The sequence below is a fragment of the Modestobacter sp. VKM Ac-2983 genome (genome assembly GCF_026967885.1).
Taxonomy (GTDB): domain Bacteria; phylum Actinomycetota; class Actinomycetes; order Mycobacteriales; family Geodermatophilaceae; genus Modestobacter.
On sequence record NZ_JAPVBK010000004.1, the window covers coordinates 256,875 to 275,663 of the forward strand.

Consider the following 18,789-nt stretch of genomic DNA (forward strand, 5'->3'; position numbering starts at 1 on the left):
CGGCGCAGCGGGATCAGGCCGTGGTGGGCGCCTGCACCCGGTCGAGCAGGGCGCCGAGTGCCACGTTCACGGTGTCCGCGTGGGTGGTGTTCACCATGTGACCGGCGCCGTCCACCAGGACCAGCTGGGCCTGATCGCCGATGTGCTCGGCCATCCGTGGCGCGGAGTGGGTGGGGATCGTGCGGTCCTCCGTGCCGGCCAGGACCAGGACCGGCACGGAGCGCAGCACGGCGATCGCCGCTCTCTCGTCGTACGTCGCCAGGCTCCGCAGGTAGGCCGACAGCACCCCCATCGGGGTCTCCTGCCACATCCGGGAGGACTGACGCACCGCCCACTCGGGGGGATCGCCGGCGAAGAGCTGCCTGCGGAGGGCGCGTCGGCCGAGGCGGGACCGGAACGGACGGACCGAACCCACCAGCGGAGCTGCCAGCCACGCCAGCCAGGCACCGCCGGTGGACAGACGGGTGCGCGCTCGCGCGGTCACCGGGGTGCTGGACCGCTCCACGCCGGTGAGCGGGGCGGCGCGGGTGCTCAGCAGGGCCGCGCCGGTGATCCGGGTACCGAACAGCTCGGGCCGCTGATCGGCCAGCGCGAGCACGGCCATGCCGCCCATCGAATGGCCGACGACCACGACCGGCCCGGCGCCGCCCAACTGGTCGACGACCTGACCCAGGTCGTGACCCAGCTCTTCGACGGTCGCCCCGCGCCCGCCCGCCCAGCCGCTGGAACCGTGCCCGCGCTGGTCGTAGCGGACGACGCGGGCGCGGCTGCGCAGCGCGGGCCACTGGGAGTCGAACATCTCCGCGGAGACGCCGATGCCGTGGACGAGCACCACCGTCGGCGCGTCGACCTCGTCGGCGATCTCCACGTGCAGTCGGACCCCGTCGTCGGTGCGGACGGACGGGGACGACCCGGTCGTCCGGCGGGCCAGCCGGCGGGCACCCGCCTGGCGTGCGGCGACCCCGGCGACGAGGCCGGCCGTGGCCAGCGCCGTGGCGGCCACCCGGTGTCCGCGGGCGCTCATGCGGCGACCTGCGCTGGGTCCAGGGCGTTCACGGCGGTCTGCACGGGGGTCCTCCTCCATGGGCGCGGTGCGCCGGTCGCCGGGGGCGGCCAGCAGACGACGGCGTCCCCGGCCCGCAGGAGCAGCGGGCCGGGGACGCCGTCGCGGGTCCAGCGTGGGATCACTCCGCGGGGGTGATCTCCGACGCCTGGACGTAGTAGTCGCCGGTCTCCAGCTCGTCAGCAGGCATGTACAGCTGCAGGCTGGAGAGGAACTCCTCGTCGATCTCCTCGAGGGTCCCGCTGAAGCTCACGGTGTCACCCTCCTGCACCTCGAACGGGGACTCCTCGTCGCCGGCGCCACCGAAGGGCTGGAGCCGGACCATGATCGTCTGGCCGGCCTCCGGGCCGACGAAGAACGCCTCGTCGGCGACGACTGCCTGCACCTCGACGGTGTTCGCCTCGACGGGCTCCCCGACGCTGGCGCTCAGGTCGACGTCCGGAGCCAGGGCGTCGAGGTCGCCGATGAGCACGGTGCCCAGACCGATGTCGGGCGTCGCCGCCGGTGTCTCGGTCTCGGTCCCGGTCACCTCCGTCTCGGTCTCGGTGGTCGTCTCCTCGACCACGGCGCCCGTGTCGGCGCCGACGTCCAGGTCGTCGTCGTCACCGGTGAACTCGGCGATCAGCCACCAGAGGGCAAGGGCGGCGATCAGTGCGGCCAGTAGGAGCCACGGCCAGATCGGCCGCTTCTTCGCTGCGGCCACGGTGGCGCCGCTGTCGCGTGGATCGGTCATCGGTACGTGTCCTCCAGATCGCTGACGGGTGTGCCCTCACTGGGTGCCCAGAGCGCACGGTGCGGCGCATCCGTCGACGGAACGTGACCGGATCGCAATCCGGCCGGTCACTCGTCGGTGGGTTCCTCCGCCGGGTCGAGGAAGCCGGTGTCGTCGGTCGGGTCCTCGTCCGGGTCGGGGAAGCTGAAGCCCTCGAACGGTTCGCTGTCGTCCGCGGACACCGGCACCTCCACGGTGACCTCGCCGCCCTCCTCGAACACGAAGGTGACCGGGATCGACTGCGACGAGCGCAGCTCGGTCTGCAGGCCCACCAGGACGATCGAGGGGGAGCCCTCGGCGCCGATGTAGGTGTTGTCGTTCTGGGCGACCACGATCTCGAGGGCGTCGCTCTCCTCGGCGCTCCCGCCGGTGCTGATCGCTTCCTCGAAGTCGGGGCCGGTGACGTTCACCAGGGTGACCGGTTCGGTGCCGGTGTTCGTCAGGGCGGCGTAGAGGGGCACCTCCTCGCCCACCTCGTACAGACCGTCCACCGGGTAGGCGAGCTCGATGCCGACGACCTCGACGTCCTCGTTGACGGGGACCACCGGGGAGTCCGGCCCGCCGACGATCTCGCCCTGGTCGTCGACGACCTCACCCTCGTCGTCCTGTTCGCTCGGGGAGCCCTCCGTGTCGCCGCAGCCGGTGACGAGGAGCAGCGGTGCGGCGACGGCGAGCGCGACGCCCGGCCACCGCCGGTGCCGGGGGAGGTACGAGGTCATGAGCGGGTCCGTTCTCTCGGCGAGCAGGGATCTGACGGCCCGTACCCGGCGGCCCGCGGGGTAGGCATCCGCCGCAGGTCACGGTGTCGCAACGATGACCGGTGTTCCGGGCGGAGCTGGGTAGCGGGACTCCCATGAGTCGGCCCCTCCCCACCTCGACCCAGTCACCGCCCGACCAGGAACCGCCACAGGCAGCCGGCCGGTTCAGCGGCCGCGCGGTCCTGGGGCTGGTGGCCCTGCTCGTCGGCGCCGTGCCCTTCCTGGCGCTGTGGCTGCTGGTCCAGCAGAGCTGGTCCCCGCTGGCCTCCCTCGACGGTGAGGTGGCGGCCGACCTGAACGAGGTGGTCAGCGGCTCGTCCGTGACGGTGAGCGTCCTGCGCGGCGTGACCGACCTCGGGGGCACCGGTGCCTCGGTGCTGGTGACGGTGCTGGCGACGCTGTTCCTGCTCATCCGCCGGCACCGGCGGCTGGCCGCGTTCGTCGCGGTCACCGGGATCGGCCTGCCCGTCCTCATCCTGCTCACCAAGTACGTGGCCGACCGGGCCCGCCCGGTGGTGCTGAACCCCGTGGTCGACACCCCGAGCAACGCCAGCTTCCCCAGCGGCCACGCGATGACGGCCGTGGTGACCTGGGGGGTCCTGCTGCTGGTGCTGCTGCCGGTGGTGAGTCGTCGGGTCCGGCCGTGGCTCATCGCCGGGTTCGCGCTGCTGGTGTTCGTGATCGGCTTCACCCGGCTGGCCCTCGGCGTGCACTTCGTCTCCGACGTGCTGGCCGGCTGGGCGCTGGGCGCAGCCTGGTTGGCGATCACCACGGCAGCCTTCCGCGGGTGGCAGCACGACCGGCACGAGTACAGCGACGAGCCGCTGGACCCGCTGGAGGTCGACCCCGCGGAGGCCCCCCGCCCGGCCCCCACGCACCAGTCGGTGCTCCCGGCCGGACGGACGACGGTCCTGCAGCTGGTCGGTGCGGCGGCGGCGGTGTTCGCCGTGCTCGTCGGGCTGGGGCTGCTGGTCACCCGCGTGCTGAGGGGCACCGCTCTCGGCCGGTTCGACCAGAGCGTCACCACCTGGTTCGTCGAGCAGCGCACCGAGACGCTCACCACGGTGGCCGATGCGGTGGGGATGCTGTCCGGCACCCGGGCGGCCATCGCTGTCGGGCTCACCCTGGCGGTCCTGTCGCTGGCCTGGGTGGGCAGCTGGCGCCCCGTCGTCTTCGTCCTGGTCACGATCGTCGGCGAGGTGGTCATCTACTTCGTGGTCGGCCTGGCGGTCGGCCGGGTGCGGCCCGACGTCGTCGACCTGACCGAGGGTCTGCCGGCGGGCGCCAGCTGGCCCTCGGGTCACTCGGGGATGGCCGTCGCCCTCTACGGCGGCCTGGCCGCGCTGGTGATCGGCTACGGGGTCAGCCGCTGGCGGTGGGCCGTGCTGGCGGTGCCGGTGCTGCTCGCACCGGCGATCGGCATCACCCGGATCTACGTCGCCGCCCACTTCCCGACCGACGTCCTCGCCGGTCTGCTGCTGGGCACCGCGTGGGTCCTGGCATGTGCCTGGGCCCTCCAGCTCGGGTCCGGTCGGGGAATCCGGCACCCCGCCACGGGCGCGGGCATGGCGAGCCGGTGATGCGGCGCTGGTTCGTCCGTGGCGGGCTGGCCCTGCTCGCGGCCCTGGTCCTGCTCCTCGGCTACGGCGTCCTCATCGAGCCGCGGTTGGTCCTCGACGAGGACCGGTACGCGGTCGAGCTCCCCCGGCTGCCCGCGGAGTCGGCCGGGCTGGAGGTCGCCCTCCTCGCCGACATGCAGATCGGCATGTGGTGGGCCAACACCGGGATGGTCGAGCGCGCCGTCGAGCGGGTGCTGGAGGACGAGCCCGACCTGGTCCTGCTGGGCGGGGACTTCGTCTACCACGCCGGCCCGGACGTCGAACCGGAGGTGGAGGCGGCGATGGACCTGCTGAGCCCGCTGCTGGACTCCGGCATCCCCACCTACGCCGTGCTGGGCAACCACGACTACGCGAGCGACGCCGTGGAGGAGCTGACCGCCGCGCTCGAGGGCGCCGGCGTCCCGGTGCTGCTCAACGAGTCGGAGCCGGTGCCCGGCACCGGGGACGACCCGCTCCACGTCGTCGGCGTCGGGCCCGCCCGCCCCGGTCTGGTCGACGTCGACCAGGCGCTGAGCGGGCTCCCGGCGGACGCGCCGCGGGTGGTCCTGATGCACAACCCGACGGCCTTCCCGGAGATGCCGCCGGGCAGCGCGCCGCTCACCGTGGCCGGGCACACCCACTGCGGGCAGATCGCCCTGCCCGGCCTGCCGGACCGGAGCTGGCTCGGGCTGACCGAGGAGGAGGAGGTCGTCGCCGACGGGTGGGCGCCGGTCGGCTACGGCGCCGAGGGCAACGCGCTGTTCGTCACCTGCGGCCTCGGCTTCAGCGTGGTGCCGATGCGGATCAACGCCCCGCCGCAGGTCGTGTTCTTCGAGCTGGCCCCGCCGGACTGAGTCACCGGCCCGTCGAGGGTCCTCCGGTGAACTCGGCGGTCAGTCGGTGAGCTGGCGCAGGATCCGTTCGAGCTCGGCGCGGTCGGCGGCCGACAGCCGGGCGAACAGCTCGTGGGAGTCCGCGGCCCGGGCGTCGTCCACCTCGCGCTGCACCCGGCGGCCGGCCTCGGTCGGGGTCAGCCGCACCGCCCGCCGGTCCACGGGGTCGGCGGCGCGCTCGACCAGGCCGCGCTCCTGCAGCCCGTCGGCCACCTCGGTCGCCGACCGCGGGGCGATCCGGAGCGCCTCGGCCAGCTCGGAGAGGCGGACGCCGTCGCGCGAGCAGACCACCCGGAGCGCCCGGGCCTGGTGCGGGGAGAGGTCCCAGGGGGCGAGCGTGGCGATGAACCGGCGGCGCAGCGTGCGGGCGACCCGCATGAGCAGGTCGCCGAGCGTCGCCGTGCCGCCGTTCCCCATGGCGGGAACAGTAGCGACACCTCTGAGGTTGCCACACGGTGAGGTAACCTCAGGAAAGTAGAGAGGGGTGCTCGCCATCGACGACACCATGAACCCCGGTCGGGGAGGCGGGCGCTCCGGCGGCCGGCCCGACCCGGCCGACCGCGCGCAGCTGGACCGCGCTCCCGTGAGCTGGAGCCGGGTGGCCCGGCTCTTCCGGCCGCACCGCCGGCAGTTGGCGGTCGTGGTCGCGCTCATCGTGGCCAGTTCCGCCATCGCGCTGGCCACGCCGTTCCTCATCCGGTTGGTCATCGACGAGGCGATCCCGGAGCAGGACGTGCCGCTGCTGGGCTGGGCGGTCGCCGGGATGGTGGCCGTCGCCGCGGTGACCGCCGTCCTCGGCGTGCTGCAGACCTGGCTGTCCACCACCGTCGGCCAGCACGTCATGCACGGGCTCCGGACGGCGGTCTTCACGCACCTGCAGCGGCAGTCGCTCGGCTTCTTCACCCGCACCAAGGGCGGCGAGGTGCAGTCCCGGCTCACCAACGACATCGGTGGGATGCAGTCGGTGGTCACCACCACCGCCACCTCCTTCGCCGCCAACGCCACCACCGTGATCGGCACCGTGGTGGCCATGGCCGTGCTGAGCTGGCGGCTGTCGCTGCTCTCCCTGGTCGTGCTGCCGCCGGCCGTCTGGCTGACCCGGCGGGTGGCCCGGATGCGCCGGGAGATCACCGCCCAGCGCCAGCGTTCCCTGGCCGACCTGCACTCCCAGGTGGAGGAGGGGCTCAGCGTCAGCGGCGTGCTGCTGGGCAAGACCCTCGGCGCGGGCCCGGCCCAGTCCCGGCGGTTCACCGGCACGTCCGACGTCCTGGTCGGGCTCGAGGTGCGCTCCCAGCTCGCCGGCCGCTGGCGGATGGCCACGATGAGCATCGTGTTCGCCGGCATCCCGGCGCTGATCTACCTGATCGCCGGGCTGCCGGCGACGTCGGGCGGGATGACCATCGGCACGCTGGTCGCGTTCACCGCCCTGCAGGGGGCGCTGTTCCGCCCGCTGATGGGCCTGCTGGACATCGGCGTCTCGCTCACCGCCTCGATGGCGCTGTTCAGCCGGGTCTTCGAGTACCTGGACCTGCCGGTCGACATCGACGACCCGGTCCACCCGGTGCCGCTCGACCCGCGCGCGGTCCTTGGCGAGGTGCGCTTCCACCACGTCGGGTTCCGCTACCCCGACGGCGCCCGGGACGCGCTGCACGACGTCGACCTGACCGTGCCCGCCGGGGCGACCCTGGCGCTGGTGGGGGAGACCGGGTCGGGCAAGAGCACGCTCGCCTCGCTGGTCCCCCGGCTGAACGACCCGACGTCCGGCCGGGTCACGATCGACGGCGTCGACGTCCGGGACGTGGCCCTGGCCGACCTGGCCCAGGTGGTCGGCGTCGTGGCCCAGGAGACCTACCTGCTGCACGGCACGATCGCGGAGAACCTGCGGCACGCCAAGCCCGACGCCACGGAGGCCGAGATGGTGGAGGCCGCCCGCCGGGCGCAGGTGCACGAGGTCATCGCCGCGCTGCCGGCCGGCTACGAGACGGTCGTCGGCGCCCGCGGCCACCGGTTCTCCGGCGGGGAGAAGCAGCGGCTGGCGATCGCCCGCACGCTGCTGCGCGACCCGCGTGTCCTGGTGCTCGACGAGGCGACCAGCGCGCTGGACAACACCACCGAGCGCGCCGTCCAGGCGGCCCTGGACGAGGCGAGTCGGGGCCGGACGACGATCACGATCGCGCACCGGCTCTCCACCGTGCGGGACGCCGACCTGATCGCGGTGCTCGCGCACGGCCGGGTGGTGGAGCAGGGCACTCACGAGGAGCTGCTGGCGCTGGGCGGCCGCTACGCCGAGCTCGCCGGCGCCGCCGAGCGGGACGCGGTCCTCGTCGCCTGAACCCGCCGGCCATCGGGTAGGGGGCGGCGATGACCGAGACGCACTTCGAGCCCTACGTCCACCTCGTCGACGTCGGCCCCGATCGTGCCCTGATCGCCTGGGGCGGCTTCTGGTTCCGGCGCCCGGACGCCGGCTCCCGCTGGCAGCTGGTCGACGACGAGCAGCTGGACGCGGTGGACGAGGGCCGGACCGGCAGCATCGGGGCCCGCTCCCGCCCCTACGGCGAGGCGGTCGTGGAGGTGCTCGACGACGCCGGTGGGACGGTCGGCCGGGCGGTCACCGGGGAGCGGAACCACGCGTGGGTCGGTGGTCTGCGCCCGGACACCCGCTACCGCTACCGGATCACCGTCGACGGCCGGCCCTGGGCCGACGGCGAGCGGTGGGACTGGGGGCCGGTGTCCCGCGGCGGGCTCGACCTGCGGCCGGCCGGGCGGGGCTACGACCTGACCTTCCGCACGCACCCGGCACCCGACGTCCGGGCTCCGCTGTCCTTCGCCGTCCTGGGCGACTACGGCGTCGGGGTCGTGGTGGACTCCGAGGAGGGACGCCGGCAACGGCGGGTCGCCGCGGTGCTCGATCGGCTGGCCGACGACCGCGGGATCCGGCTGGTGCTCTCGACCGGCGACAACGTCTACCAGGGCGAGAGCGGCCGGGTGAGCACCGGCACCGGCGTCGCAGACGCCGACTGGTTCTCCAGCTTCTACCAGCCATACCGGTACCTGCTGGCCCGGGTGCCGGTGTACCCGACGGTCGGCAACCACGACACCAGCGACAGCGAGTCCAGCGACGACCGCGAGCAGGTCCGCGACAACTTCCACACCGACCTGCGCTTCACGCCCGAGTCGGCCGGTGAGCGGGCGTCGATCGACCCGGGCATGTTCTACCGGTTCCGGTACGGCGCCGACGTGGAGTTCGTGTGCATCGACACCTCGCTGGCCGATCCGCTGCCCACCGAGCACTTCTTCCAGAACCCGCGGCACCAGGCCTGGTTGGACCGGGCGCTGCCCGCCGACGACCACGGTGGGCCGACCTGGCGGCTCCCGTTCTCCCACCACCCCACCTACTGCGCGGGGCCGCACCATCCGAACACCGACTCGATGGTGCGCGAGCTGGTCCCGCGGTTCCGCCGGGCCGGTGTCCGGGCCGCCTTCGCCGGGCACGAGCACAACTTCCAGCTGTCCCGGGTCGACGGCATCGACTACTTCCTCTCCGGCGCCGGCGGCCAGCTGCGCGACGACCCGCCCACGGACTTCGCCGGGGCCGGCACCGTCGCCTGGGCGGCGCAGTCCCACGTCCTGCTCGCCGAGATCGACGGCGGCCGGCTGGTCGTGACGCCGTTCAGCGGCATCGCCGAGGACGGACGGCTGCAACCGATGACGGCGCTGTCGCCGGGCGACGAGGTCGTGGAGGTGCCGTTCGTGGTGTCGGCCGGCTGATCAGCGCCCCGGCTCGCGCGGCGCCTCCGTCATCGCCAGGACGCTCCCCGCGACGCCGATGACCAGCAGTGCGAGCCCCACGCTGACCCAGCCGAAGGTGTCCCAGTAGACGTCCTCCAGCTGGATCAGCAGCGCCGCCTCGTCGACCACCAGCGCCAGCCCGATGCCGAAGAACAGGCCCAGGGCGGCCCGGACCCTGGGGGAGCGGTCGCCCAGTGCAGCCCCGCCGACGAGGGCGAGCAGCAGGATGCCCCACAGGTAGTGGTGCAGGTGCGTGCCGCCGACGGCGACGTCGCCCAGCAGCGTGACGTCCTCGCGGATCAGCCAGGTGATCAGCCGCAGGAGCGCGAAGGTCGCGGTGAACCCCCACCAGGCGAGCACGTAGCCACGGCGGGTCGCGACCACCTCGCGCAGCCGATGGGGACGACGGTCGGTCTGCTCGCGGGAGGTCATCGGCAGACCCTGCCCCGTTGTGCCCGACCCAACTCGCAGCGGTCGACTTGATCGCGCACCATCGATGCCGATGTCTGAGCATGACGACGACGTCGACCGGCGCCCCCGCGCGTGTCCCGTTCCTGCCGCGCGGTGTCCGGTTGGACGAGGCGAGCTTTGCGGCCCGCCACCGGGTGATCTCCCTGGTGCTCGCCGCGCACCTCCCCGTGCTGGCCGGCATCGGGCTGGTCCGGGGCGTCGGCGGGTGGCTGTTGTGGGGGCAGCTGGCCGTGCTCGCCGTGCTGCTGGTGCTGGGTCACGTGCTGGGCGGCCAGGTCGCCCGGTCCAGTGCGGTCGCCGTCGGCCTCATGGTCGGCGCCGACGTCCTCGTGCACGTCGGCGGCGGCCTCACCGACCTGCACATCTGGTTCTACGTCGTCCTCGCCCTGGTCGCCCTGTACCAGGCGTGGGTGCCGTTCCTGCTCGCCGTCGTCTTCGTCGCGGTGCACCACGCGGTGATGAGCCTGGCCATGCCCATGTCGGTCTTCTCCACCGCCGAGGCCCAGGCCGACCCGGTGCTCTTCGCCCTGCTGCACGCGGTGTTCCTGCTGGCCGAGGCGACGTTCCTGGCCTACGGCTGGAAGTTCACCGAGCAGGCCGAGCGGGCCCGGCAGGCCCAGCAGCAGCTGGCCGAGGAGCAGCTGGCCGCCCAGGTGGCGGCCCAGGAGGAACTGGCCGAGGAGCGGGCCCGGGTGGCGGAGGAGGCGGCGGACCGGCTCCGGGAGCGCGCCGACCGCGCGGCCGCCCAGCAGGAGCAGCTGGCCGGGCTGCTCGGCGCCGGGCAACGGCTCGACGCGAACGTCGGCGTGGCCACCGAGGTCATGGTGGGGCTGCGGGAGGCGATCGGCGAGATCGCCGCGGCGGCGTGCCAGGCGACATCGACGGCCAACCAGGCCAGCCTCCAGTCCCGGGACAGCGCCGCCACGGTCGAGCGCCTGGCCGGCACCATGGCCGAGATCGACCAGATCGCCGGCAGCATCTCCAGCATCGCCGACCAGACGAACCTGCTGGCCCTCAACGCCACCATCGAGTCGGCGCGCGCCGGTGAGTCGGGCAAGGGCTTCGCCGTCGTCGCCGGGGAGGTCAAGGACCTCGCCACGGAGACCGCCCAGGCCACCGAGCGGATCCGGCGGGTGGTCGACGCCGTCCGCGGCGACGTCGCCGCAGCCGGTGCTGCGCTGAACGGGGTGCAGGAGGTCATCCGGGGGGTCGTCGACGCCCAGACGACGATCGCGGCTGCGGTCGAGGAGCAGAACGCCTCGTCGGCGCAGGCGCAGGAGGCGATCAGCGGGGCGTCCCGGGAGGCCGCCCGGATGGCCGCGGACCTGCGGGGCCTCGTCTCCGGGATGTGACCCGGCCGGACACGCCGAGGTGACCAGCTCGAGTACTGGCGAGTCGTCTCGGACGTCTTGACACCGTCTCGAGGGCGCCGTTAACGTGACGCGCCTCACGAGGGAAACCGCTTTCCCGCAGCCTTCGAGATCTTGGAGTGACATGCGCGCACTGCGTCGCACGCTGATCGTCACCGCGGCCGGAGCCCTGGCCGTCACGCTCGCCCCGACTGCTGCCTCCGCGCACGGCAAGGACATCGGCCGGCAGGTGCTCGGCCCGCAGGACGGCTGGGCCGCCGCCGAGGGCGGCACCACCGGCGGGTCCACCGCCGCCCCGGAGAACGTGTTCCACGTCCGTACGTGGGAGGAGTTCCGCGCCGCCCTCGGTGGCGACGCGGCGCGGGGGGACACCACGCCGCGGGTCGTCCACGTCCACGGCGTCCTGGACGCCCAGCTGCGCACCGCCGACGGCGCCGTGGACTGCGCGGCCTACGAGGTCGAGGGCTTCGACATGGCCGACTACATCGCGGCCTATGCGCCCGAGGTGTGGGGTACCGAGGCCGAGCCCACCGGCCCGCTGGAGGACGCCCGGGCGGCTTCTGCGGACGTGCAGGAGGCCCAGGTGCGCCAGTACGTCGGCTCCAACGTCACCATCGTCGGCGTCGGCCGGGACGCCGGCATCGTCGGTGCCGCGCTCACCGTGCGCGGCTCGGACAACGTCATCGTCCGCAACCTCCGGCTGTCCGACACCTACGACTGCTTCACCGCCTGGGACCCGACCGACGGTGACGCCGGTGCCTGGAACGCCGCCTACGACAACCTGTGGCTCGCCGAGTCCACCCACGTCTGGGTCGACCACAACACCTTCGACGACGGGCAGAACCCGCCGGAGGCCCTGCCCGTCGTGTACGGGCAGAAGTTCGAGGTGCACGACGGCCTGCTGGACATCACCAACTCCACGGACCTGGTCACCGTCTCCTGGAACGAGTTCCGCGACCACGACAAGACCAACCTCGTCGGCTCCTCCAACAGCCGGGTCGCCGACCGCGGCCGGCTGCGGGTCACCTTCCACCACAACCTGTGGGAGGACATCGGCCAGCGGGCGCCCCGGGTGCGCTACGGCGACGTGCACGTCTACAACAACTGGTACGTCGTCTCGGACCCGGAGACCTACCAGTACAGCTGGGGTGTCGGCGTGGAGGCCGAGATCGTCGCCGACAACAACTTCGTCCAGCTGGCCCCCGGGGTCGACCCGGCGTCCTTCGTCGAGGACTGGCGCGGTGATGCGCTCGACGGCACGGGCGTGGACGAGTCGGGGACGCTGGTCAGCAGCGGCCGCTCCTGGCCGCGCCGGACCAGCCTGGTCGAGGCCTACAACGCCGCCAACGACCCCGACGTCCCGACGACGGTGAGTTGGACGCCCACGTTCGTGGAGCGGATCGACCCGACCCCCGCGGTGCCCGCGCTGGTGCGGGTCAAGGCCGGCTCCGGCCGCCTCCGCTGAGCCCGGTCGCCCTCCCCGCCGGTCCGGCGGGGAGGGCGACCTTCAGCAGCGGACCAGGACCTCCGGTCGCTGCAGCCCCAGTTCGTCGCGGGTGGTCGGCCACAGGCCGTCGGTGGTGAGCACCTCCAGGCCGCCCTCGCCCAGCAGCAGGGTGTCCTCGATCTTCACCCCGGGGGCAGACGGGTTCCAGGCCAGGGCCTGCCCGGCCACCAGCCGCACCGCGCTGTCCGGGGTGGCGACCGGGTCGCGCCCCCAGTAGCCGGTCGGGCCGCCCTGGTGGTGCCGGGTCCACTCGTCGGCCGGGAAGCCCTGGTCGGCGTAGGCGCTCGCGCCGGCGGCGAAGACCTCGCCGAGCGGGCGCCCGGGGGTGGAGGCGGCCAGGAACGCCGTCTCCACCGCACGGATCCGCGCGTCCGCATCGGCCTCGGCGGCGGACGGCGGCGCCAGGGCGACCCACCGCGTCGCGTTCGCGATCAGCCCGTGCCGCCGCGCGCACACGACGAGCATCACCCGCCGGCCGAGCACCCCGTCGGTGGGCAGCGCGTGCCGGAAGGGCAGCCGCGCCTCCCCGGCGACCAGGACGACGAACGGCTCGGCCCCGCGGGCGATCAGCTCACCGCCGAGCCGGGCCGCCGCCTCGCGCTCGGTCGTCCGGGGCGCCAGCGACAGTGCGGTCGCGGTCAGCGCCTCGGCGGCGTCCCGGCCGAGCCGGCGGTACCGCTCGGTCTCGACCGGGAGCAGGCTCGCCCGGGCAGCTCGCAGCCCCTCCGCGGCGACCGGGTCGGCCTCGGTCAGCACCCCCGGGGTGCCCGGAGCCAGGTCGGGCCCGAGCAGCGGTGCCCACCAGTTGGTCACCTGCACCCGGACGTCGGCGGGCAGCTCCTCGGCGGCGAGCCGCTCGGCCTCGTTGTTCGGCACGAACGCGGTGTCCCCGGCGGCGTCGACCACGACGGCGATCACCCCGTCCTCGGCGGACAGCTTGACGGCCGGCCGGGCACCGTCCAGGTACCAGGACAGCGAGCCCACCGAGGTGAGCACCAGCCGCTCGTGCCCGGTCCGGCGCAGCAGGTCGAGCACGCGTTCGCGCTTGACCGCCCGATCGGCGGCCGACGGTCGGTTCAGGTCGTGCACGGTGTCCTCCGGTGGGTGATCAGGGCAGCCGGCGGGTGCTGTCCCGCAGCACCACCTCGGCGCGGACCTTGACGGCCTGGCTCGTGGTCTGGGGCTCGGTGTCCAGCGCCAGCTGGGCCGCCCGGGCGCCCATCTCCTCCAGCGGGAGGTGCACCGAGGTGAGTGAGGGGACGACGTCGCGCAGCGGGGCGATGTCGTCGAAGCCGGCCAGCGAGACGTCCTCGGGCACCCGCACGCCGGCGGACCGGAAGGCGGCCAGCGCGCCGAGCGCCATCACGTCGTTGACCGCGAAGACGCAGGTCGGCAACGGTCCCGCGGCGATCAGCTCGGCGGCCAGGCTCTCCCCGCCCTCCCGGGTGAACTCACCGTGCAGCACCTGCAGGTCGGCGACGTCGACGCCCTCGGCGGTCAGCCCCTCCCGGAAGCCGATCAGGCGGTCGCGGGAGGTCAGCAGCCCTCGGGGGCCGGCGAGCACCGCGAAGCGGCGGTGGCCCAGCCGGCACAGCTCCCGCGCCAGGGCGCGGGCTCCGGAGCGGTTCTGCGGCACCACGGCGTGCGTGCCCAGCCGGTCCTGGCTGATCACCGCGGCCTGGCCGCCGGCCGCCGCGTACCCCTCCAGCTCGTGGGCGAGGCGCTCGTTGTGCACCCGGTCGGTGGTGCGGCTGCCGCAGATGATCAGCGCCCGCACCCGGTGGGAGCGCATGGTCTGGACGAACTCCAGCTCGCGGTCGACGTCGCTGTGCGTGCTGGCCAGGAAGACCACGAGCTCGCGCTCCTCCACCTGCCGCATCACCCCACCGGCGATGCTGGAGAAGTAGGGGTCCAGGACGTCGTGGATGATCAGCCCCACCACGTTGCTGGCTCCGCGGGCGACCGCCTGGGCCTGCGCGTTGGGCGTGTACCGCAGCTCCTGGGCAGCGGCCAGCACCCGCCCGCGGTGGGGTTCCCCGACCGAGCGGCTGCCGCTGAGCACCCGGGAGGCGGTGGCCAGCGAGACGCCGGCGTGCGCAGCGACCTCGGCGAGCAGCACGGGGCCGCTCCGGCGGACGGCGGTGGGGCCGTCGCCACCGGCCGGCGTGGCCCGGCGGCCGGTCGGGCTCTCCCGAGCAGCGGTCATCGCGGTCCACCCTGGCCCGGTCCGCCCGCGAGCGCATCCCCGATGGCGCTGGTGTCCGGCGTCCCGTCGACCACCAGGGCCCGGAAGCTGCGGGTCGTCGCCTCCCGGGCGGCCAGTCGCACCGGGTGCTCGGCGGCCAGCTGGGAGCCGAGCCCGGGGTAGTCGTCGACACGGACGAACCAGGGATCGGCCCGGGTGGCCTCGTCGGCGCCGGCCAGCGCCACGGTGAACGGCGCCGGGCCGGTGGCGGCGAGGGCCACCCAGGCCGCGCTGGAGCCGTGCACGGCGTCCTCGCCCTCGGCGTCCGGGCTCCACACCCGGGCCCCGGTCACCGGGGGGAACCGCCAGAACAGCCCGCCGTAGCCGGCGCCGCTGCGCCCGTTGGTGGCGGGGCTGCCCAGCTCCAGCGGGGCGTCGGTGGCGTTGTGCAGGGTGGTGGTGAGCTGGAGGCTCCAGGCGCCGGGGAGGGCGGCCCGGGCCGCCCGCACGGTGCGTTCCTCGGTGAGCAGCGTGCGCCCGTCCGGCCCCTGCCAGTCGAGGGTCTCCCGGAAGCCGTCGGGTGCCTGTGCCGCCCAGCCGGTGTGCACCTGGCGCCCGTGGTCGGCCCGCCAGGTGTACCCCTGGTCCCGCAGGTAGGTGCGGCCGCCCCAGATGTTCGCCCCGCCGACGTCCTGCAGGGTGACCGAGACGCCGAGGTGCCAGCGGTGGTCGTCGGGCTGGGCGTCGGTGACCGGGACCCCGCTCAGGGTGGTGACCGGGTGCAGGAACGGCCGGGGGGCGAGCACGCCGGGCAGCCCGGCGCCGTCCCAGCAGGTGGCGACGACGGTGCCGGCCACGGTGAGCGTGGCCAGCGCGCTACCGGCCGGCGACGGCTCGTCCGGGACGTGGCCCTGGTGCAGGGTCTTGAGGGCCATGGTCAGCTGCCCACGGCGGCCGGCTGCCGCACTGCCGGTGAGCGGGCCCAGGGGGCGCCGAGCTCGGAGAACAGCCGCAGCTCCTCGGCGGCCCGGTCGACCAGCGCGTCGACGCCGGGTACGACCTGGTGGGCGGTGGCGCCCTCCCCCTCGGCCCGCCGGTGCCCGGCCGGGATCTCCGCCGGGTCCGGGGCGCAGCGCACCGCTTCCACGACCTCCATGAAGGAGCGCGTCGCTGCGGGCGGGACGAGCAGCGGCCGGCTGCGGTCGCGCAGGTGGGCCAGCAGGTCCTCGAGCAGGTCGGTACCGGTGTGCGTCGTCGTCTCGTCGACGCCGTCGCCCTGCAACCGCACCTCGCCGGTCTTGTAGGACAGCGTGATCCGCCCGGCGCTGCCGTGCACGACGAGCACCGGGTCCCGGGGGTGCTCCGCGGCCAGCGTGGCGGCGATGACCACCACCTGCCCGTCAGCGGTGCGGATCCGCAGGCAGGAGGTGTCGTCGGCCTCGATCGGGTTGGCCCGGTAGAGCTCCACCTCGACCGACTCCAGCGAGCCGGCGTGCGTGGCCCCGGTCAACGCCAGGGCGGTGGCCACCGCGTGGGCGAAGGGGTTGGTCAGGGCGCCGTCGACGACCGGCACCCCGTCGACGCTGCGCCGCCCGGCCCAGCTCGCGCGGCCGTAGTAGGACGCGTCCCGGACCCAGGCGCAGGCACCGCCGACACCGCGGACCGTGCCGATGGCGCCCGCATCGACCAGGGCGCGCACCCGGCCGATCGCCGCGGAGCCGAGGCTCTGGAAGCCGATCTGGCAGGCCGCGCCGGTCGCCTCGACCCCCTCGACCAGCCGCTCGAACTCGGCCAGCGTCGGGGTGGGCGGCTTCTCCAGCAGCACCGCGCTGCCCGCCCGGGCGGCGGTGAGGGCCAGGTCGGTGTGGGTGTGGATCGGCGTGCAGATGATGGTCACGTCGGGACTCGTCGCGGTGAGCAGCTCGTCCAGCGAGGCGGCGACCGGGACGTCGCCGGCCAGTGCGCGCAGCTCGTCGTCCAGCGGCCGCGGGTCGCAGATCCCGACCAGCTGGGCATCGCCGGCGGCGGCCAGCCGGCGGAGGTTCTGCAGGTGCCAGCGACCGTGGCCGTGGGCGCCGACGAGCACCACCCGGCCGGGGAGCTCGGACAGTTCTGGCACGTGATCCCCCTTGATCGAGCCAGGCGTCGGCGCGGTCGCCGACGGGGGCCGAGCGTAACCAGACCGGCGTGTTCGGGAAAGGGCTTGCCGAGGGGCGCGCCCGGTCCCGCCGACCGCCGACCTCGGCGACAAGGGCCCAGAGCCAGGTCAGAGCCGCGTGCGAGGCATCGTTGCGCTTTCGTGACCGGCCGGTCGAAGTCGACTCGTTGACATCACGGAGTGGCCCCGAGTAGAAAGCGCTTACCCACTTGTGAGGCAGCGCACAGCTGCAGCCGGGTGGTCAGGGCTCCCTCGCCGAGCGTTGACAGGGTCCCGGACGAGGGTCTAGAAAGCGCTTACCGAACGTGTGACCCACTGCACACCAGACGCACCGGACGACGAGGTCCGACGAGCTGCACAGAGAGGTGAGAGCCCGTGTCGTCAACGCTCGACGTCCCGCCGCGCGAACGCTCGCACGGCGAGGCTCCCGGGGGCGCGAGCCGTGCTGCCTCCCGTGCACGGAGACGGAGGTCCGGCCGGCTCGCGCCGTACCTGTTCCTGGCCCCGTGGTTCGCCGGCCTGCTCTTCATCACCGCCGGTCCCATCGCCGCCTCCGCCTACCTGTCCTTCACCGACTACAGCCTCATCGGCGCGCCGGAGTGGATCGGGCTGGACAACTTCCAGCGGATGTTCGACGACCCGCGGTTCTACCAGTCGCTGAAGGTCACGTTCATCTACGTCGTCGTCTCGGTGCCGCTGCAGCTGGCGTTCGCACTGTTCCTGGCGATGATCCTGGATCGCGGCCTGCGCGGCCTGGCGCTCTACCGGTCGGTCTACTACCTGCCCTCGCTGATCGGCGGCAGCGTCGCGATCGCCATCCTGTGGCGGCAGATCTTCGGCTCGGACGGGCTGCTCAACGGCGTCCTGCGGTTCGTCGGCTTCGAGAACCCGCCCGGCTGGGTGTCCGACCCCGACTACGCCCTCGGCACGCTGATCATCCTGAACGTCTGGACGTTCGGCGCCCCGATGGTCATCTTCCTGGCCGGGCTCCGGCAGATCCCGACGATGTACTACGAGGCGGCGTCCCTGGACGGCGCGGGGAAGGTCCGGCAGTTCGTGCAGGTCACGCTGCCGCTGCTCTCGCCGATCATCTTCTTCAACCTCGTGCTGCAGACCATCAACGCGTTCCAGACGTTCACGCAGGCGTTCATCGTCAGCGGCGGCACGGGTGGCCCGGCGGACTCGACGCTCTTCTACACGCTCTACCTCTACCAGCGCGGCTTCGGCAACTTCGACATGGGCTACGCCTCGGCGCTGGCCTGGTTCCTGCTGCTCATCGTCGGTGGGCTGACCGCGATCAACTTCATCGCAGCGAAGTACTGGGTGTTCTATGGCGACTGACCTGACCGTGGCCCCCCCTGTGGCTGCCACGGAGAAGCTGCCCGACCGCAAGAAGAAGCAGCGGCCACGCTGGCTGGCGCACACCGTGCTCATCCTCGGTGCGCTGCTCATGCTCTACCCGCTGCTGTGGATGCTCTCCAGCTCGTTCAAGTTCACCGAGGACATCTTCAGCCAGACCGGCCTGATCCCCGAGCGGGTCACCACGGAGAACTACCCCGAGGGCTGGACGGCGCTGCCCCGGGACTTCGGCCACTACATCTGGAACTCGCTGGTCATCGTCGTCGGCTCGATCATCGGCAACCTGCTGGCCTGTTCCGCGGCGGCCTATGCGTTCGCACGGCTGGACTTCCGGTTCAAGAAGTTCTGGTTCGCGGTGATGCTCGGGACGATGATGCTGCCGATCCACGTGGTGATCGTGCCGCAGTACATCCTGTTCGCCGAGCTCGACTGGATCAACACGTACTGGCCGTTGATCGTGCCGAAGCTGCTGGCCACCGACGGCTTCTTCATCTTCCTGATGGTGCAGTTCATCCGGGGCATCCCGCTGGAACTGGACGAGGCCGCCCGGATCGACGGCTGCGGGCACTTCGCCATCTTCTGGCGGATCGTGATCCCGCTGTCGGTGCCGGCCCTGGCCACCACGGCCATCTTCACCTTCATCTGGACCTGGAACGACTTCTTCAGCCAGCTGATCTTCCTGACCGACCCGGAGATGTACACCGTCCCGGTCGCCCTGCGGACGTTCGTCGACGCGACGAGCCAGACGCCGTGGGGTCCGGTCTTCGCCATGTCGATCGTCGCCCTGGCGCCGGTCTTCGGCTTCTTCCTCGCGGGCCAGCGCTACCTCGTCCGAGGCATCGCCACCACGGGGCTCAAGTGACGAC

The 18,789-nt window shown here is 73.3% G+C and carries 17 protein-coding genes; 8 read left to right on the forward strand and 9 right to left on the reverse strand.

Annotated elements, in window-relative coordinates:
- Positions 1-13: 13 nt before the first annotated feature.
- The 3 genes from O2W18_RS18465 to O2W18_RS18475 form a co-directional block, all read right to left on the reverse strand.
- Positions 14-1,024 (reverse strand): alpha/beta fold hydrolase, encoded by a 1,011-nt coding sequence (locus O2W18_RS18465; protein ID WP_269188896.1) that lies wholly within the window; start codon positions 1,022-1,024, stop codon positions 14-16.
- Between the two features lie 160 nt (positions 1,025-1,184).
- Positions 1,185-1,796: a hypothetical protein gene (locus O2W18_RS18470; protein WP_269188897.1), complete on the reverse strand. Its 612-nt coding sequence runs from the start codon at positions 1,794-1,796 to the stop codon at positions 1,185-1,187.
- Positions 1,797-1,903: 107 nt separating this feature from the next.
- The gene (locus O2W18_RS18475) at positions 1,904-2,554 is read right to left on the reverse strand and encodes a copper chaperone PCu(A)C (protein WP_269188898.1); all 651 of its coding nucleotides are present in this window, start codon (positions 2,552-2,554) and stop codon (positions 1,904-1,906) included.
- Positions 2,555-2,688: 134 nt separating this feature from the next.
- Here O2W18_RS18475 and O2W18_RS18480 point away from each other — a divergent pair, with 134 nt between their 5' ends.
- Both O2W18_RS18480 and O2W18_RS18485 read left to right on the forward strand, forming a co-directional pair.
- A complete protein-coding gene (locus tag O2W18_RS18480; protein WP_269188899.1) occupies positions 2,689-4,173 on the forward strand; it encodes a phosphatase PAP2 family protein in 1,485 nt (494 codons plus the stop codon).
- Entirely contained in the window at positions 4,173-5,045 is an 873-nt protein-coding gene (locus O2W18_RS18485; RefSeq protein ID WP_269188900.1) for a metallophosphoesterase, read from the forward strand. Before O2W18_RS18480 ends, O2W18_RS18485 begins: the two co-directional genes overlap by 1 nt.
- Before the next feature lie 39 nt (positions 5,046-5,084).
- Here O2W18_RS18485 and O2W18_RS18490 read toward each other — a convergent pair whose 3' ends face one another.
- Positions 5,085-5,501 (reverse strand): MarR family winged helix-turn-helix transcriptional regulator, encoded by a 417-nt coding sequence (locus O2W18_RS18490; RefSeq protein ID WP_269188901.1) that lies wholly within the window; start codon positions 5,499-5,501, stop codon positions 5,085-5,087.
- Positions 5,502-5,568: 67 nt separating this feature from the next.
- On the opposite strand from O2W18_RS18490, the gene O2W18_RS18495 reads away from it, so the two are divergent.
- Both O2W18_RS18495 and O2W18_RS18500 read left to right on the forward strand, forming a co-directional pair.
- Positions 5,569-7,416 (forward strand): ABC transporter ATP-binding protein, encoded by a 1,848-nt coding sequence (locus tag O2W18_RS18495; protein WP_269188902.1) that lies wholly within the window; start codon positions 5,569-5,571, stop codon positions 7,414-7,416.
- Between the two features lie 29 nt (positions 7,417-7,445).
- Positions 7,446-8,852, forward strand: a complete 1,407-nt coding sequence (locus O2W18_RS18500; RefSeq protein WP_269188903.1) for a metallophosphoesterase — start codon at positions 7,446-7,448, stop codon at positions 8,850-8,852.
- Here the strand turns inward: O2W18_RS18500 and O2W18_RS18505 are convergent, their stop codons facing one another.
- On the reverse strand, positions 8,853-9,305 hold the full coding sequence (locus O2W18_RS18505) for a hypothetical protein (protein WP_269188904.1): 453 nt from the start codon (positions 9,303-9,305) through the stop codon (positions 8,853-8,855).
- Between the two features lie 80 nt (positions 9,306-9,385).
- Between O2W18_RS18505 and O2W18_RS18510 the strand changes: the two genes are divergently transcribed.
- Entirely contained in the window at positions 9,386-10,696 is a 1,311-nt protein-coding gene (locus O2W18_RS18510; protein WP_269188905.1) for a methyl-accepting chemotaxis protein, read from the forward strand.
- A gap of 142 nt (positions 10,697-10,838) precedes the next feature.
- Positions 10,839-12,179: a pectate lyase family protein gene (locus tag O2W18_RS18515; protein ID WP_269188906.1), complete on the forward strand. Its 1,341-nt coding sequence runs from the start codon at positions 10,839-10,841 to the stop codon at positions 12,177-12,179.
- A 42-nt stretch (positions 12,180-12,221) separates the two neighbouring features.
- Here O2W18_RS18515 and O2W18_RS18520 read toward each other — a convergent pair whose 3' ends face one another.
- Genes O2W18_RS18520 through O2W18_RS18535 form a run of 4 tightly spaced genes read right to left on the reverse strand, consistent with a single transcriptional unit; the run spans position 12,222 to position 16,525 of the window.
- Positions 12,222-13,310, reverse strand: coding sequence for a M24 family metallopeptidase (locus tag O2W18_RS18520; RefSeq protein ID WP_269188907.1), 1,089 nt, complete (start codon positions 13,308-13,310; stop codon positions 12,222-12,224).
- Between the two features lie 19 nt (positions 13,311-13,329).
- Positions 13,330-14,427, reverse strand: coding sequence for a LacI family DNA-binding transcriptional regulator (locus O2W18_RS18525; RefSeq protein ID WP_269188908.1), 1,098 nt, complete (start codon positions 14,425-14,427; stop codon positions 13,330-13,332).
- The gene (locus tag O2W18_RS18530; RefSeq protein WP_269188909.1) at positions 14,424-15,341 is read right to left on the reverse strand and encodes a PmoA family protein; all 918 of its coding nucleotides are present in this window, start codon (positions 15,339-15,341) and stop codon (positions 14,424-14,426) included. The genes O2W18_RS18525 and O2W18_RS18530 overlap by 4 nt, the downstream gene beginning before the upstream one ends.
- 2 nt (positions 15,342-15,343) lie before the next feature.
- Positions 15,344-16,525 carry a Gfo/Idh/MocA family protein gene (locus O2W18_RS18535; protein WP_269188910.1) on the reverse strand — a complete coding sequence of 394 codons (1,182 nt, stop codon included), beginning with the start codon at positions 16,523-16,525 and terminating at the stop codon, positions 15,344-15,346.
- 414 nt (positions 16,526-16,939) lie between these two features.
- On the opposite strand from O2W18_RS18535, the gene O2W18_RS18540 reads away from it, so the two are divergent.
- Complete coding sequence (locus tag O2W18_RS18540) at positions 16,940-17,905, forward strand: carbohydrate ABC transporter permease (RefSeq protein WP_269188911.1); 966 nt, start codon at positions 16,940-16,942, stop codon at positions 17,903-17,905.
- Between the two features lie 19 nt (positions 17,906-17,924).
- The gene (locus O2W18_RS18545; RefSeq protein WP_269188912.1) at positions 17,925-18,785 is read left to right on the forward strand and encodes a carbohydrate ABC transporter permease; all 861 of its coding nucleotides are present in this window, start codon (positions 17,925-17,927) and stop codon (positions 18,783-18,785) included.
- Positions 18,786-18,789 lie beyond the last annotated feature (4 nt).

Bases quoted from the DNA above. Each gene is read 5' to 3' on its own strand.
- O2W18_RS18505 (WP_269188904.1), bottom strand. From the start codon at position 9,305: ATGACCTCCCGCGAGCAGACCGACCGTCGTCCCCATCGGCTGCGCGAG.
- O2W18_RS18530 (WP_269188909.1), bottom strand. From the start codon at position 15,341: ATGGCCCTCAAGACCCTGCACCAGGGCCACGTCCCGGACGAGCCGTCG.
- O2W18_RS18500 (WP_269188903.1), top strand. From the start codon at position 7,446: ATGACCGAGACGCACTTCGAGCCCTACGTCCACCTCGTCGACGTCGGC.
- O2W18_RS18480 (WP_269188899.1), top strand. From the start codon at position 2,689: ATGAGTCGGCCCCTCCCCACCTCGACCCAGTCACCGCCCGACCAGGAA.
- O2W18_RS18465 (WP_269188896.1), bottom strand. From the start codon at position 1,024: ATGAGCGCCCGCGGACACCGGGTGGCCGCCACGGCGCTGGCCACGGCC.
- O2W18_RS18490 (WP_269188901.1), bottom strand. From the start codon at position 5,501: ATGGGGAACGGCGGCACGGCGACGCTCGGCGACCTGCTCATGCGGGTC.
- O2W18_RS18515 (WP_269188906.1), top strand. From the start codon at position 10,839: ATGCGCGCACTGCGTCGCACGCTGATCGTCACCGCGGCCGGAGCCCTG.
- O2W18_RS18525 (WP_269188908.1), bottom strand. From the start codon at position 14,427: ATGACCGCTGCTCGGGAGAGCCCGACCGGCCGCCGGGCCACGCCGGCC.
- O2W18_RS18475 (WP_269188898.1), bottom strand. From the start codon at position 2,554: ATGACCTCGTACCTCCCCCGGCACCGGCGGTGGCCGGGCGTCGCGCTC.
- O2W18_RS18470 (WP_269188897.1), bottom strand. From the start codon at position 1,796: ATGACCGATCCACGCGACAGCGGCGCCACCGTGGCCGCAGCGAAGAAG.
- O2W18_RS18485 (WP_269188900.1), top strand. From the start codon at position 4,173: ATGCGGCGCTGGTTCGTCCGTGGCGGGCTGGCCCTGCTCGCGGCCCTG.
- O2W18_RS18510 (WP_269188905.1), top strand. From the start codon at position 9,386: ATGACGACGACGTCGACCGGCGCCCCCGCGCGTGTCCCGTTCCTGCCG.